11 protein-coding genes and 1 pseudogene are annotated in these 15,176 nt (G+C 62.4%); 5 read left to right on the top strand and 7 right to left on the bottom strand.

Features of this window, described 5'->3' with window-relative positions; genetic code table 11:
- Nucleotides 1-45: 45 nt before the first annotated feature.
- The 7 genes and pseudogenes from urtC to V6767_RS08460 form a co-directional block, all read right to left on the bottom strand.
- A pseudogene (gene urtC, locus V6767_RS08430) lies at nt 46-1,114 on the bottom strand (urea ABC transporter permease subunit UrtC); the annotation flags it as partial.
- Nucleotides 1,111-2,748 (bottom strand): urea ABC transporter permease subunit UrtB, encoded by a 1,638-nt coding sequence (gene urtB / locus V6767_RS08435; protein WP_448473056.1) that lies wholly within the window; start codon nt 2,746-2,748, stop codon nt 1,111-1,113. The pseudogene urtC and the gene urtB, both read right to left, overlap by 4 nt.
- A gap of 94 nt (nt 2,749-2,842) precedes the next feature.
- The gene (urtA, locus tag V6767_RS08440; RefSeq protein ID WP_448473057.1) at nt 2,843-4,138 is read right to left on the bottom strand and encodes an urea ABC transporter substrate-binding protein; all 1,296 of its coding nucleotides are present in this window, start codon (nt 4,136-4,138) and stop codon (nt 2,843-2,845) included.
- 147 nt (nt 4,139-4,285) lie between these two features.
- The gene (locus tag V6767_RS08445; RefSeq protein WP_448473058.1) at nt 4,286-5,905 is read right to left on the bottom strand and encodes an ABC transporter ATP-binding protein; all 1,620 of its coding nucleotides are present in this window, start codon (nt 5,903-5,905) and stop codon (nt 4,286-4,288) included.
- Nucleotides 5,902-7,044 carry an ABC transporter permease gene (locus V6767_RS08450; protein ID WP_448427934.1) on the bottom strand — a complete coding sequence of 381 codons (1,143 nt, stop codon included), beginning with the start codon at nt 7,042-7,044 and terminating at the stop codon, nt 5,902-5,904. Before V6767_RS08450 ends, V6767_RS08445 begins: the two co-directional genes overlap by 4 nt.
- A gap of 1 nt (nt 7,045) precedes the next feature.
- Entirely contained in the window at nt 7,046-8,143 is a 1,098-nt protein-coding gene (locus V6767_RS08455; protein WP_448473059.1) for a microcin C ABC transporter permease YejB, read from the bottom strand.
- A gap of 244 nt (nt 8,144-8,387) precedes the next feature.
- Nucleotides 8,388-10,217, bottom strand: a complete 1,830-nt coding sequence (locus V6767_RS08460; RefSeq protein WP_448473060.1) for an extracellular solute-binding protein — start codon at nt 10,215-10,217, stop codon at nt 8,388-8,390.
- A 158-nt stretch (nt 10,218-10,375) separates the two neighbouring features.
- Between V6767_RS08460 and mepA the strand changes: the two genes are divergently transcribed.
- The 5 genes from mepA (at nt 10,376) to dapB (ending at nt 15,168) form a co-directional block, all read left to right on the top strand.
- On the top strand, nt 10,376-11,392 hold the full coding sequence (mepA, locus tag V6767_RS08465) for a penicillin-insensitive murein endopeptidase (RefSeq protein WP_448473061.1): 1,017 nt from the start codon (nt 10,376-10,378) through the stop codon (nt 11,390-11,392).
- A gap of 137 nt (nt 11,393-11,529) precedes the next feature.
- On the top strand, nt 11,530-12,552 hold the full coding sequence (locus tag V6767_RS08470) for a glucokinase (RefSeq protein WP_448473062.1): 1,023 nt from the start codon (nt 11,530-11,532) through the stop codon (nt 12,550-12,552).
- 105 nt (nt 12,553-12,657) lie between these two features.
- The gene (locus V6767_RS08475; protein ID WP_448473063.1) at nt 12,658-13,239 is read left to right on the top strand and encodes a TetR/AcrR family transcriptional regulator; all 582 of its coding nucleotides are present in this window, start codon (nt 12,658-12,660) and stop codon (nt 13,237-13,239) included.
- Nucleotides 13,240-13,409: 170 nt separating this feature from the next.
- On the top strand, nt 13,410-14,279 hold the full coding sequence (locus V6767_RS08480; RefSeq protein WP_448473064.1) for an oxidoreductase: 870 nt from the start codon (nt 13,410-13,412) through the stop codon (nt 14,277-14,279).
- A 67-nt stretch (nt 14,280-14,346) separates the two neighbouring features.
- Nucleotides 14,347-15,168, top strand: a complete 822-nt coding sequence (gene dapB / locus V6767_RS08485) for a 4-hydroxy-tetrahydrodipicolinate reductase (protein WP_448473065.1) — start codon at nt 14,347-14,349, stop codon at nt 15,166-15,168.
- Nucleotides 15,169-15,176: the final 8 nt, after the last annotated feature.

Raw genomic sequence — 15,176 nt, forward strand, 5'->3', positions numbered from 1 at the left:
TCCGATCCTTGGCGTCCGGGCCTGGCTTCTTCGAAAACCGGGGCGCAAGCGTTCCGACAATCCCCTTCGGCAGGAACAGGGTGACGGCGACGAACAGGCCGCCGAGCGCGAACAGCCAGAAGGCGGGGAAAAGCCCGGTGAAGATGGTCTTGCCGCCATTGACGAGGATCGCCCCGATGATCGGTCCGATCAGTGTCGCCCGCCCGCCGACCGCCGTCCAGATCACCACTTCAATGGAGTTTGCGGGCGCGAATTCGCCGGGATTGATGATGCCCACCTGCGGCACGTAAAGCGCGCCGGCGACGCCCGCCATCATGGCGGAAGCGACAAAGGTGAAGAGCTTGTAGTTCTCCACGCGGTAGCCGAGGAAGCGCACCCGGCTTTCGGCATCACGCACGCCGACCAGCACCTTGCCGGCCTTGGAGCGCACGATCGCCGACGTAATGAAGAGGCCGATGGCGAGGAAGATCGCCGAGGCGGCGAACAGCGCGGCACGGGTGGTATCGGCCTGCACGGAAAAGCCGAGAATATCCTTGAAATCCGTCAGCCCGTTATTGCCGCCGAAGCCCATGTCGTTGCGGAAGAAGGCCAAGAGCAGCGCATAGGTCATCGCCTGGGTGATGATCGAGAGATAGACGCCGTTGACGCGCGAGCGGAAGGCGAACCAGCCGAACACGAAGGCAAGCGCGCCGGGGACGAGCAGCACCATCAGCATCGCGAACCAGAACATGTCGAAGCCATGCCAGAACCAGGGCAGCGATTGATAGTTCAAAAACACCATGAAATCCGGCAGGATCGGGTCGCCATAGACGCCGCGCGGGCCGATCTGGCGCATCAGATACATGCCCATCGCATAGCCGCCGAGCGCGAAGAACGCGCCGTGGCCGAGCGAAAGAATGCCGCAGAAACCCCAGACCAGATCGAGCGAGAGCGCGAGCAGCGCATAGCAGAGATATTTGCCGAACAGCGAGACCAGATAGGTCGGCAAATGAAAGGCGCTGTCGGCCGGGATGATGAGGTTTGCGAACGGCACCAGCAACGCGATGGCGAAGAGGATGACGATTGCAATCGAGACCTTGCGGTCGAGCGAGCGGAAAAGATAGGCCGTGATCATGCTTCCACCGCCCTTCCCTTGAGTGCGAACAGCCCGCGCGGCCGTTTCTGGATGAACAGGATGATGAAGACCAGAACCAGGATCTTGCCGAGCACCGCGCCCGCATAGGGTTCCAGGAACTTGTTGAGGATGCCGAGCGAGAAGGCGCCCACAAACGTGCCCCAGAGATTGCCGACGCCGCCGAAGACCACGACCATGAAACTGTCGATGATGTAGGACTGGCCGAGATTGGGCGAGACGTTGTCGATCTGCGACAGCGCTACGCCGGCAAGGCCGGCAACGCCCGAACCAAGCGCGAAGGTGAAGGCGTCAACCCAGGGCGTGCGGATGCCCATGGACGCGGCCATGCGCCGGTTCTGGGTGACGGCCCGCATCTGCAGCCCGAAGGCCGAGCGCTTCATCAGCAGCAGAAGGGCGGCGAACACCGCGAGCGAGAACAGCACGATCCAGAGCCTCGACCAGGTGATCATAAGCCCGCCGAGATCGAAGGAACCGGACATCCACGACGGATTGCCGACCTCGCGATTGGTGGGGCCGAAAATGGTGCGCACCGCCTGTTGCAGGATGAGCGACACGCCCCAGGTGGCCAGCAGCGTTTCCAGCGGGCGGCCATAGAGAAAGCGGATCACGCCGCGCTCGATCACAAGGCCGACGGCCGCGGTGACGATGAAGGCGACCGGGAGCGCAATCGCCAGCGACCAGTCGAACAGATGCGGATAGGCGGTGCGGATAATCTGCTGCACCATGAAGGTGCAATAGGCCCCTATCATCACCATCTCGCCATGGGCCATGTTGATGACGCCCATGACGCCGAAGGTGATCGCAAGCCCGATCGCCGCCAGAAGCAGCACCGAGCCGAGCGACAGGCCATACCAGACATTCTGGCCAAGATCCCAAAAGGCCAGGCGCTTTTCGATCTTCGCCTGCGCCGCGTCGATCTCGTCCTGGAGCTCGGGGCCGACGCTGGAGCGCGCCGACAGCAGGATCGAGATCGCCTCGCGACCGCCGATATCGGCGATGTCGGAAATCGCCTTCGCCTTTTCCTCGGGGCTACGATCGGAATTCAGAATGGAAACGGCCCGCGCCTGGGACAGGACGGCAGCGATTTCGCCATCCTCCTCCTTCTCCAGCGCCTTTTCGAGCAGAACCAGATTGTCCTCGCTCGGCGCCTTCAGCAGCGATTGCGCGGCGGAAAGCCTTGTGTCGCGCCTCGGGCTCATCAGCGTCATGCCGGCGAGCGCGGCATCGATCGTTGAGCGGAGATTGTTGTTGACCTTGATCTTGTCGAGATCGCGTTTGGAGGCTTCGCCCGCCTCCTCGCCCGTCAACGGGTCGATCAGCAAGAGGTTGCGGCTGGAAGAGCCCTTGCTTGTGATGAACACCTTGCCGTCATCCTTGCGGGCGTAGAGGTCGCCATTGGCAAGGGCTTTCAGCGTGGGAATCGCGGCATCGTCGCCGGTTGCGGCAAGCTCATTCACCAGCGCTTCGGTTTCACTGAAGCCGCGCACCGTGCCGAACTGACCGATCATGCCGGAAAGATCGGTCTGAGCAAAAGAAAGGGGCGCACATGTCAGAATGAAAAGGGCTGCTAGAATGAAAGCTCTGAAACTGTGCTTGTGGAAGAAAACGGACATATGCGCCCCCATTATCGACGGCCCTCGCAATATCCGGCCGCCCCCCTGTTGGCCGGGCGCAATCATATTGACCGCGCCCGGCGTCGAGCTCAGTTTACTCGGACATGCCGCCGCATTTCCCGGTCTCGACATTGAAGTTGCCGCAGGACATTGGAGCGCGCCAGTCGGCAATCAGGTTCTTCGAGTCCGGCAGATAGTCGGACCATGCATCGCCGGCAACGAGGCCGGGGGTTTCGTAGACGATGTCGAACTGGCCATCGTCCTGGATCTCGCCGATCAGCACTGGCTTGGTGATGTGGTGGTTCGGCATCATCGCCGAATAGCCGCCGGAAAGGTTGGGCACCGCAACGCCGACCATGGCGTCGATCACGGCATCCGGATCGGTGGTGCCGGCCTTTTCGACCGCCTTCACCCACATGTTGAAGCCGATGTAATGGGCTTCCATCGGGTCGTTGGTCACGCGGGCATCATCGCCGGTGAAGGCGTGCCAGGCGTCGATGAAGTCGTAATTCGCATCGGTATCGACGGACTGGAAGTAGTTCCAGGCGGCCAGATGACCGACCAGCGGGCCGGTATCGAGACCGGCAAGCTCTTCCTCGCCCACCGAGAAGGCGACGACCGGGATATCGGAAGCCGAAATGCCCTGATTGGCGAGTTCCTTGTAGAACGGCACGTTGGCGTCGCCATTGATGGTGGAAACGACGGCGGTCTTCTTGCCTTCGGAACCGAACTTCTTGATGTCGGAGACGATCGTCTGCCAGTCGGAAAAGCCGAACGGCGTGTAGTTGATCATGATGTCTTCTTCGGCAACGCCGTGATCCTTGAGATAGGCTTCGAGGATCTTGTTGGTGGTGCGCGGATAGACATAGTCGGTGCCGGCCAGCACCCAGCGCTCGACGCCGTCATTTTCCATCAGGTAATCGACGGCGGGAATCGCCTGCTGGTTGGGCGCGGCACCCGTGTAGAACACGTTGCGCTGGCTTTCCTCGCCCTCATACTGGACGGGGTAGAACAGGATGTTGTCGAGTTCCTCGAACACCGGCAGCACCGATTTGCGCGACACGGAAGTCCAGCAACCGAAGACTGCGGCGACATTGTCGCCCTCGATCAGCTCGCGCGCCTTTTCGGCAAACAGCGGCCAGTCGGACGCCGGGTCCACGACGACAGCTTCGAGCTGCTTGCCCAGAAGGCCGCCCTTCTCGTTCTGCTGTTCGATCAGCATCAGCATCGCGTCTTTCAGCGTGGTTTCCGAAATCGCCATCGTGCCCGACAGCGAATGCAGGATGCCGACCTTGATCGTGTCTTCCTGGGCGTAGGCCATGCCGCCCATGCCGGCGGTGGTGAGCGCGGCGAGAAGCGCGGCGCTGGTCAATCCCTTTGTGAAATTCATCGTTTTATTCCCCTCAACGACTATCGCCTGAACGGCTTCTGGAATTCGCGACGCCGCGGGAGCAGCGCCTCGACCAACTATCGTTGAGGGCGGGAAAACCCCACATACGTCATTTGACGTAGTTCAGGGGGAAAGGCGACGGAGCGGTCAGTCGGCCTCGACCGGCTCGATGTCGAAGGCGGCGGCCAGCAAGGCCTTCGTATAATCTGCCTGCGGGTTCTCGAACACGTCCTTGGCGGGGCCGCGCTCCACCACCTCGCCAAGCCGCATGACGATGATCTCGTTTGCCAGCGCGCGCACCACTTTCAGGTCGTGGCTGATGAACAGATAGGCGAGATTGTGCTTCTTCTGCAGCGCGGAGAGCAGGTCGACCACCTGCGCCTGCACGCTCATGTCGAGCGCCGAGGTCGGCTCGTCCAGCATCACGAAGCGGGGTTTGAGCACCATGGCGCGGGCAATCGCGACGCGCTGGCGCTGACCGCCGGAGAACTCATGCGGATAGCGCCAGCGGGTGGCGGCGTCGAGCCCCACCTCCTCCAGCGCCGCGCCGACGCGGGCTTCGCGCTCGGTGGCGGAGAGGCCACGCTCGTGGATCTTCAGCCCCTCGGCGATGATCTCGCCGATCGACATGCGCGGCGATAGCGAGCCGTAAGGATCCTGAAACACGATCTGCATCTGCTCGCGCAGCGGCTTCATCGCCTTGAAGCTGTAGGCGTCGATATCCTTGCCGACAAAGGCGATCCGGCCTTCAGACGAGATCATCCGCGTCAGCGCCAGGCCGAGCGTTGTCTTTCCCGACCCGCTCTCGCCGACGACGCCGAGCGTTTCCCCGGCCCTCAGCTTCAGCGATATGCCGTTGACCGCCTTCACATGATCGACGGTCTTGCGCAGCAGGCCGACCTTGACCGGGAACCAGACCTTCAGATTGTCCGCCTCCATCACCACTTCGCGCGCCGGATCATGCGTCGGCGGTGTGCCCTTCGGTTCGGCGGCGAGCAGATGCTTGGTGTAGTCGTGCTGCGGATCGTCGAATATCTCGGCGACCGGGCCGTGTTCGACGATCTTACCCTTGGTCATCACGCAGACGCGATCGGCGAACTTGCGGACAATGCCGAGGTCATGGGTGATGAACAGCATCGACATGCCGTGATCGCGCTGCAGCGACTTCAGCAGTTTCAATATCTGCGCCTGCACCGTTACATCAAGGGCGGTCGTCGGCTCGTCCGCGATCAGCAGTTTCGGACGGTTGGCGAGCGCCATCGCGATCATCACGCGCTGGCGCTGGCCGCCGGAAAGCTCGTGCGGGAAGGCGCCGAGGCGCTTTTCCGCCTCGCGGATACCGACCTCGTTCAAGAGCTCCAGTATCCGCTTGCGCGCCGCAGCGCCCGTCATCCCGCCATGCAGCGCCAGCGTTTCGCCGACCTGCCGTTCCACCGTGTGGAGCGGGTTGAGCGAGGTCATCGGCTCCTGGAATATCTGGGTGATATCGCCGCCGCGGACGTTCCGCAGCGTTCGGTCGTCGGCCTTCAACAGATCGCGGCCTTCGAACAGGATTTCGCCGCTCGGGTGGCTGGCCGCCGGATAGGGCAGCAGCCTCAGCACGGAAGCTGCAGTTACCGATTTGCCGGAGCCCGATTCGCCCACCAGCGCCACCACCTCGCCCGGCATGATGTCGAACGACACCCGATCGATGGCAAGGCTCTCCGCCCCACCCTGGCGGAAGGCGACGGAAAGGTCCTTGACGGAAAGAAGCGGCGTCTTTGTCATTGGAACGTCTTCCTCGGATCAAACGCATCGCGCACCGCCTCGCCGACGAACACCAAGAGCGACAGCATGATCGACAGCGTCATGAAGGCGGTGATGCCGAGCCAGGGGGCCTGCAGATTGCTCTTGCCCTGATTGACGAGTTCGCCGAGCGAGGGCGAGCCGGGCGGCATGCCGAAGCCCAGGAAATCGAGCGAGGTCAGCGTCACGATCGCGCCCGACAGGATGAACGGCACGAAGGTCAGCGTCGCCACCATCGCGTTGGGCAGCAGATGGCGGAACATGATCGTGCCATTGCCGACGCCGAGCGCGCGGGCAGCGCGGACGTATTCGAAATTGCGCGCCCTTAAGAATTCCGCGCGCACCACGGCCACGAAGCTGACCCAGGAGAACACCAGCATCACGCCGAGCAGCACCCAGAAGCCGGGCGGCAGGATCGCGGCGATGATGAGAAGAATGTAGAGCGTCGGCAGCGACGACCATATCTCGATGAAGCGCTGCATCAAGAGATCGACCCAGCCGCCGAAATAGCCCTGCACCGCGCCGGCACTGACGCCGATGACGGCGGAAAAGCCGGTGAGCAGCAGGCCGAACAGCACCGAGATGCGGAAGCCGTAGATCACCCGCGCCAAAACGTCGCGCGCCAGATCATCCGTGCCGAGCCAGTTCATGTTGCCGAGCACGCAGGCCGGGTCGTCCACGCCCTGCGGATAGCCCGCGCAGCGTTCCTCCTTGCTCATCAGCCAGAAGGGCGGCGTCGGCGCGGAATAGGGCACATTGGCGTTGATCGTGCGATAGGAATAGCGCACCGGCGGCCAGATCATCCAGCCATTGGCCTCGATCTCGTCGCGAATGAAGCCCGAGCGGTAATCGGTAACCGCAAGAAAGCCACCGAACTTCTCCTCCGGATAATCGACCAGCACCGGAAACAGGATTTCGCCGTTATAGGAGGCGATCAGCGGCTTGTCGTTGGCGACGAATTCCGCGCCGAGGCTGATGATGAACAGGAACAGGAAAATCCAGAGCGACCAGAAACCTCGGCGGTTCGCCTTGAAATTCTGCCAGCGACGGAGGTTCATCGGCGACAGGATGCCGGATTTCGGCACGTTTGCCGCCACATCGGGGGATGCGAGCTCGCTCATCTCACACATCCCTCTTTTCGAAGTCGATGCGCGGATCGATCCAGGTATAGATCAGGTCGGAGATGAGCCCGATGACGAGGCCCAGAAGCGAGAAGATATAGAGCGTGGCGAACACCACCGGATAGTCGCGATTGACCAGCGACAGATAGCCGAGCCGGCCGAGCCCATCGAGCGAGAACACGTTTTCGATCAGTAGCGAGCCGGTGAAGAAGGCCAGAATGAACGAGCCCGGAAAGCCCGCGATCACGATCAGCATCGCGTTGCGGAACACGTGGCCGTAAAGCACCTTGTTCTCGGTTAGCCCCTTGGCGCGGGCGGTGACAACATATTGCTTGCCGATCTCGTCGATGAACGAGTTCTTGGTCAAAAGCGTGGTGGTGGCAAACGACGACACCGACAGCGCGATCAGCGGCAGCGCCAGATGCCAGAAATAGTCGAGCGGTTTCTGCCACAAGGGCAGTTGCGCGAAATTGTCGGAGACCAGGCCGCGCAGCGGGAACCAGTCGAAGAACGAGCCGCCCGCGAACAGGATGATCAGGAGGATGCCGAGCAGGAAGCCCGGAATGGCATAGCCGATCACGATCACGCCCGAAGTCCAGACATCGAAGCGCGAACCGTCCTTCACCGCCTTGCGAATGCCGAGCGGGATCGAAATGCCGTAGGACAGGATCAGCACCCACACGCCAAGCGAGATCGACACCGGCAGCTTGTCGATGATCAGGTCGATGACGGAGGAATTGCGAAAGAAGCTCTCGCCGAAATTGAAGGTCGCGAAATCCCGCATCATCAGCAGATACCGGGTCAGCGGCGGCTTGTCGAAGCCGAACTGGCGCTCGAGATCGGCGATCAGTTCGGGGTCCAGCCCCTGGGCGCCGCGATAGCTGGAGGAGGACGCGCTGTCGAAACTGTCCATCGACATGCCGGCATCCGAGCCGCCGGAGATGCGGCTTTCCGCGCCGCCGCCCTGCCCGTTGATCTCGGCAATCACCTGTTCCACCGGCCCGCCCGGCGCGAACTGGACGATGATGAACGAAATCGTCATGATCCCGATCAGCGTCGGTATCATCAACAGGATGCGACGGAGGATGTAGGAGCCCATCAGGCGTGTCCTCTGACAGAGCCTGACCGCATAGCCCCCCTCAATCTCCCCCCTTGAGGGGGAGATGTCGCGAACGCGACAGAGAGGGGTAATGGGCGTAAACCGCCCGCTCCGAATTTGCCGAAACGGTTCACCCCTCTCTGCCCCTGTCGGGGCATCTCCCCCTCAAGGGGGGAGATTGTCTGGAGGTCTTGGATAGTCCCACGCAAAATAACCGCCGCGCCATCGCCGCCAAACCGCACCCTCATTCCGCCTCCGTCGACCACCAGCCGGCGGGGAAGTCGAGGCCGTATTCGGGGAATTCGCCGTGGGTGATCCGGTCCCAGTAGGCGATGCGGTAATCGCGCGAATAGTAGAGCGGGATTATATAGTCATTGGCGAGCAGCACCCGATCGAGCGCCTTGGTGGCGGCGACCAGCGTGTCGCGGTCATCGGCGAACACGATCTTCTGGATCAGCGCGTCGACGCCCGGATCGGAAATGCCGGCATAGTTTTCCGAGCCCGGCTGGTCGGCCGATTGCGAACCCCAATAGTTGAACTGCTCGTTGCCCGGGCTCAGCGACTGGGGCCATAGCTCCCAGATCATGTCATAGTCGAAGTCATTCACCCGGTTCTGATATTGCGACGTATCGACCACGCGGACCGTGGCGTCGATGCCGAGCTTGCGCAGGTTTTCGACATAGGGCAGCACCACGACCTGAAGCGAGGGATTGTCGAGCAGGATCTCGAAGGCGAAAGGTTCGCCCGTCTCGCTGTTCACCAGCTTGCCGCCCTGCCTTTCAAATCCGGCCTCGCGCAAAAGCTCGAACGCCTTCTGCAGATTGGCGCGCGATTGCTCCTGCGTGCCGCCGACCGGCAGCTTGTTGGCCTTGTTGAACACGTCCGGCGGCACCAGATCGCGCACGGACTCGAGGATCTGCAACTCCTCGCCCTTGGGCAGGCCGGTGGAGGCGAGATCGGTTCCGAACCAGAAAGAATTGTCGCGCGCATAGGCATCGCTCAACTGATTCTTGTTGATCGTCTCGAAATCGAAGGCGTAGATCAGCGCCTCGCGCACGCGCTTGTCATCGAACGGCGCGCGACGGTTGTTGGGCACCAGCGCCTGCATGATGCCGCGTGTGCGCAGCGGGTTAGGCACCGCCTCGCGGGTGACATCGCCATCCTTGACCGCCGGGAAATTATAGCCGGTCGCCCAGCGTTTGGCCCGGGTCTCGACCCAGAAATCGAACGTGCCGGCGCGGAAGGCCTCGAAGGCAACATCGAGATCGGCGAAATAGAGATATTTCACCGTGCCGAAATTGTTGCGCCCGACATTGACGTTCAGGTCCCTGCCCCAATAGTCGTCATTCAGACGGTAGGTGATCGACGAGCCCGGATTGACGGTATCAACCACATAGGGGCCGGAGCCCACAATCTTCTCCAGCGTGCTGGCGGAGATATCGTGGACGACAGTTCCGCTTTCATCCTCGAACCAGTGTTTGGGCAGGACGAGAAGCTGCCCGACGATCTGCGGCAGTTCGCGGTTTCCCGTCTCGTCGAAATGGAAGGTCACCTCGCGCTCACCGGTCGCTTCGGCGCTGGTCACGTGGCTGTAATAATTGGCATATTGGGCGTTCAGCGTCTTGAAGCTGTCGAAGGAGAACACGACGTCTTCCGGCGTCACCGGCTCGCCGTCGGAAAATTTCGCTTGCGGATTCAGCCTGTAGGTGACCGAGGACAGGTCTTCGGGATAGCGGAAGGCTTCGGCCAGAAGGCCGTACATCGCGTTGATCTCGTCTTCCGACGGGGTCATCAGCGTTTCGAACACCAGCCCGAGCCCGATCGCCTTGTTGCCGCCATAGGGAACGGGATTGAGCGAATCGAACGTGCCGGTCGCCGAAAGCTTCAACTCGCCGCCCTTCGGGGCATCCGGATTGGCATAATCGAAATGCGCGAAATCCTGAGCATATTGTGGGCTCCCGGTCAGCGCGCTGGCATAATGCCAGTCGCCGCCGCCATTGTCCTCAGCCAGGACAGCGGGGGCGGAAAGCCCCGCGACAGCGATCACGATCGCCCGAGCAGCCTTTATCCACATGGTTTTTGCCTTCTGCGTGCTTGCTTTTCTCGTTTCAGCAACAAGAATAAGCAAATATCGGCATGGGTGCACAAGTGGCCATTTCGTGAAAACATGGTGGCAGCGGGTTTTGCGCCTGTCGTTTCGGCCGGAACGCGCGGCATGGAGGGAGCAACAGCATGCGGTGGATCAAAACCATGTCCGCGGTCCTCGCCCTTGCAATGGCGGCATCTTCCACCGTTGCCGAGGACTTTCCGCCGCCCGCCAAGGTCCTGTTCGCCTCGGAAACCGCGCCGAGCGCCGGTAAGCCGCAATCGATAGGCTTTTATTCCAAGGGCTGCCTTGCCGGCGCCGAGGCGCTGCCGATCGACGGGCCGACATGGCAGGCCATGCGGCTTTCGCGCAACCGCCGCTTCGGTCACCCCGACACGATCGCGCTGATCAAGAAACTGTCGCGCGAGGCCGCGCAATATGACGGCTGGCCGGGACTGCTGGTCGGCGATATTTCGCAGCCGCGCGGCGGGCCGATGCTGTCCGGCCATGCCTCCCATCAGGTGGGACTCGATGCCGATATCTGGCTGAACCCGATGCCCGACCGGCGACTGACGCTACGCGAGCGGGAGGACATCTCCGCTCAGTCCGTGCTGAAGAACGACGGCACGCTGTTTGTCGATCCGGAGAAATTCACCCCGGCCCACGAGCGCCTGATCATGCGAGCGGCGAGCTATCCGGAGGTGCAGCGCATCTTCGTCCATCCCGGCATCAAGAAGGCGCTGTGCGAGGACTGGAAGGGCGAACGCACCAACCTTGCCAAGGTGCGTCCCTATTACGGCCATCACTACCATTTCCATATCCGCCTGTTCTGCCGCCCCGGCTCGCCGGATTGCGATCCGCAGAACCGGGTGGATATGGCAGACGACGGCTGCGGCGCGAACCTTGCCTGGTGGCTTTCCGACGAGCCCTGGGCGCCCGCAAAGCCTGAAAAGCCGCCCGAAAAACCCGCAAAGCCGCCACCGAAGCCGACCCGGCCGAGCTACACCATCATGTCCGACCTGCCGGCCGCCTGCACGGCCGTGCTCGACGCGCCTGAGCCCGCGCAACTGCCGCAAACAGCGCTGACGCCGACAATCCCGCTGCCGCCGCTGGCGCCATGGCCCGAAATCGGCCCCGTGCCGACGCAAAGGCCGAGAGGGTGAACCGGCCCTTTCAAAGCGGTTTGAACTGATGTAGGAAACGCCAACCGGCTTGCGGATCTTACTTTCGCGTTGATATCACCGCACCGTCCGGAACCGCCAGAAGCAGAAGCGCTTTGCCGATCGCAAGGGGAGACACCATGGCCAGAATACCGCTCGAACAACCGCTCGCCTTCCCCATTCTGATCGGCGATATCGGCGGCACCAATGCCCGGTTCTCGCTGCTGGTCGATCCCTATGCCGAGCCGCGCGACTTCCCGATCGTGCATACCGCCGATTTCGCCACGATCAACGACGCGATTCAGGCGGCGGTGATGGACAAGTCTTCGCTGCAGCCGAGAAGCGCGATCCTCGCGGTCGCCGGCCCGATCCGGGGCGATGAAATCCCGCTGACCAATTGCGACTGGGTGGTGAAGCCACACGACATGATCGCCCATCTCGGCCTCGTTGACGTGATCGTCATCAATGATTTCGAGGCCCAGGCGCTGGCGATCGCCAACATGCCCGACGAGTTTCGCGAGCCGATCGGCGACCGGCCGGACAAGATGCTGGCCTCGCGCGTCGTGCTCGGCCCCGGCACCGGGCTCGGCGTCGCGGGCCTCGTCCATGCCGAGGAGCGCTGGATTCCGGTTCCGGGCGAAGGCGGCCATATCGATGTCGGCCCGCGCACCGCGCGCGACTACGAGATCTTTCCGCACATCAAGACCATCGAAGGCCGGGTGGCCGCCGAGCAGATACTGTGCGGCCGCGGCATGGTGAACCTCTATAATGCCATCTGCGCCGCCGACGGCATCGCGCCGAAACCGTATGAGCCTAAGGACGTGAGCCAGCACGGGCTTGACGGCACCGACCCACAGGCGGTCGAAACCCTCACGCTGTTTGCCACCTATCTCGGCCGCCTTGCCGGCGACATGGCGATGGTGTTCATGGCTCGCGGCGGGGTCTATCTCGCCGGCGGTATCTCGCAGAAGATCCTGCCGGCGCTGAAAAAGCCGGAATTTCGCGCCGCCTTCGAGGACAAGGCCCCGCACACAAAACTGCTGGAAGCGATCCCGACCTATGTCGTGACCCATCCGCTGGCAGCGCTTGCCGGCCTTTCCAGCTTCGCCCGCACCCCCACCCGCTTCGGCCTCGCCCTCGACGGCCGCCGCTGGCGGGTATAGGCGTAGAGCGATCTCGCCACGCGGCTGAATTCTCGAGGCTGCCCCTTGCGCCGCCTCGTCGGCTCGCTATATTGAGTGCCTACTCACTTATTATAGACGAGCGACATGGCACGCCCCATCAGTGAAGAAAAACGCAAGGCGATCCTCGCGGCCGCCGAAAAGCTGGTCGCCGAGACCGGCACCGGCGTGTCGACCGCGCGCATTGCCAAGGCGGCGGGCGTCGCCGAAGGCACCGTGTTCGTCTATTTCGAAACCAAGGCCGCGCTCATGGCCGCACTGCTCAGTGAGCTGGAGCAGGAACTTGCGGCGGCCTTTTCGGTTGGTGACATGCCGGGCGATGGCGGGCGCGGAGATATCCGCCATGCATGGGAGCGAATGATCGCCTTCGGCGCCGCTCACCCGGCGAAATGGCGCGCCATAAAACGCCTCAAAGTATCGGAATTTCTGACCGCCGCCGGGCGCAAGCAGATGGACGCGCTGTTCGGCGATGTCCAGACGGCCCTGGCGAAGGCGCTCCGCAACCATGCGCAAGCGGGCGTGACCGTCGATTATGCCGCCCTCGTCCTCAATGCGCTGGCCGAAGTTACATTCGAGTGCATTGCCGCCGAGCCGCAACGCGACCGCCACTATACCGAGCTCGGGTTCGACTTGTTCTGGAACGGCATGACCGCAGGAAAAGCTGACTAAGCCGAAATTACGATGCAGTCGACTTGAGGACGAGCCCGCCGCGCTTTGGCAAGACAGGGACTTCAATCGAATTCCGGTCTCAAAGACCGGTTCCACCGCAGGCATTTTGACTGCCTGTTTTATTCAAAAAATTGAGTGCCTACTCACTCAATAAGCAATGGAGAATGACTATGACATCCAACAAGACCTGGCTCATCACCGGCAGCGCCCACGGGCTCGGCCTCAATATCGCACGCGCCGCTCTCGAAGCCGGCCATAATGTCATCGCTACCGCCCGAAAGCCCGACCAGCTTCAGCCGCTGGTGGAAGCGTTCGGCGATCGGGTAAAGCCCTTTCAGCTGGATGTCTCGGATGAGACCCAGGCCAAGGCCGCCGTCGATTTCGCGATCGAAAACTTCGGCCGCCTCGACGTGCTGGTCAACAATGCCGGCTTCGGCCATTTCGCGCCGTTCGAACAGGCCGACCCCGGCATTTTCCGCGCCCAGATCGAAACCAATTTCTTCGGCGTCGTCTACCTGATGCGCGCCGCGCTGCCGCTGATGCGCAGTCAGCGCGCTGGCCACATCTTCAACATCTCCTCGATGGGCGGACGCCTGACGATCCCCGGAATGGCGGCCTATCATGCCTCCAAATGGGCCGTCAGCGGCTTTTCCGAAGCGGTTGCGAGCGAGGTGCATGAATTTGGCATAAACTGCGTTGCCATCGAACCGGGCGGCATGCGCACCGAATGGGCCCAAATTGCAGGCGGCGGCACGCCCGAACTGATGGAGGATTACGCGCCGGGCATGCAGAAACTGGAGGAGATGCTGCAGGCCGTGGCCGGCAACGAGGTCGGCGATCCGGACAAGATCGCGGCCGTCCTTGTCGACCTTTCCACCCGCGCCGACCTGCCGGCACATCTCCTCCTTGGCAGCGATGCCTTCGAACTGGTCACAAGCACCACGGAGAACCGGCTGAAGGTCGATGCCGAATGGGAAGCGGTCTCGCGTTCGACGGATTTCGCCGATGCCGATCTTTCCTTCCTGGAGCGCTTGCAATAAGGTCTGCCTGCCCCGCCGCATTCACCTGCGGCGGGGTCGCCGTAAATCGAAAATACCAGGAAGACATATGAATTCTCCGGCAATGAAGCTTGTCGTCGTGGGCGCCAGCGGACGGATGGGTCAGACCCTCATCCGCGTCATCTGCGAAACCGAAGGCGCCGTGCTGCACGCCGCGATCGACCGGCCCGACAGTCCGGCGCTTGGCAAGGATGCCGGCGTGCTTGCCGGCGTCGGCGAGCTTGGCGTTGCAATCACCGACGATCCGCTGAAGGCTTTTGTCGATGCAGACGGCGTGCTTGATTTCACAGTACCCGCCGCTTCCGTCGAATATGCGGAACTGGCCGCCCAGGCCCGCATCGTCCACATTATCGGCACCACCGGCATGTCGGAGGAGGACGAGGCAAAGGTGAAGGCGGCAAGCCGCCACGCCCGGATCGTCAAATCCGGCAATATGAGCCTCGGCGTCAATCTTCTCGGCGTGCTGGTCAAACAGGCGGCCGCCGCGCTGTCAGCCAGGGGCTGGGATATCGAGGTGCTGGAAATGCATCACCGCCACAAGGTCGATGCGCCGTCCGGCACAGCCCTTCTTCTGGGCGAGGCCGCTGCCGAAGGGCGCGGCATCTCGCTGAAGGACAAGGCCGTGAAGGTGCGCGACGGCCATACCGGCGCGCGCGAGGAGGGCACGATCGGCTTTGCGACGCTGCGCGGCGGCTCCGTTGTCGGCGAGCACTCCGTGCTTCTTGCCGGCGAGGGTGAGACCGTGAGCCTGTCCCACAAGGCCACCGACCGCAGCATTTTCGCCCGCGGCGCTGTCGAGGCCGCACTTTGGGCGCGCGGCGAGAAACCCGGACTTTATTCCATGCTCGACGTGCTCGGGCTTTCCAAATAGCAACGAAG

The sequence above is a fragment of the Martelella sp. FLE1502 genome, from assembly GCF_053484255.1.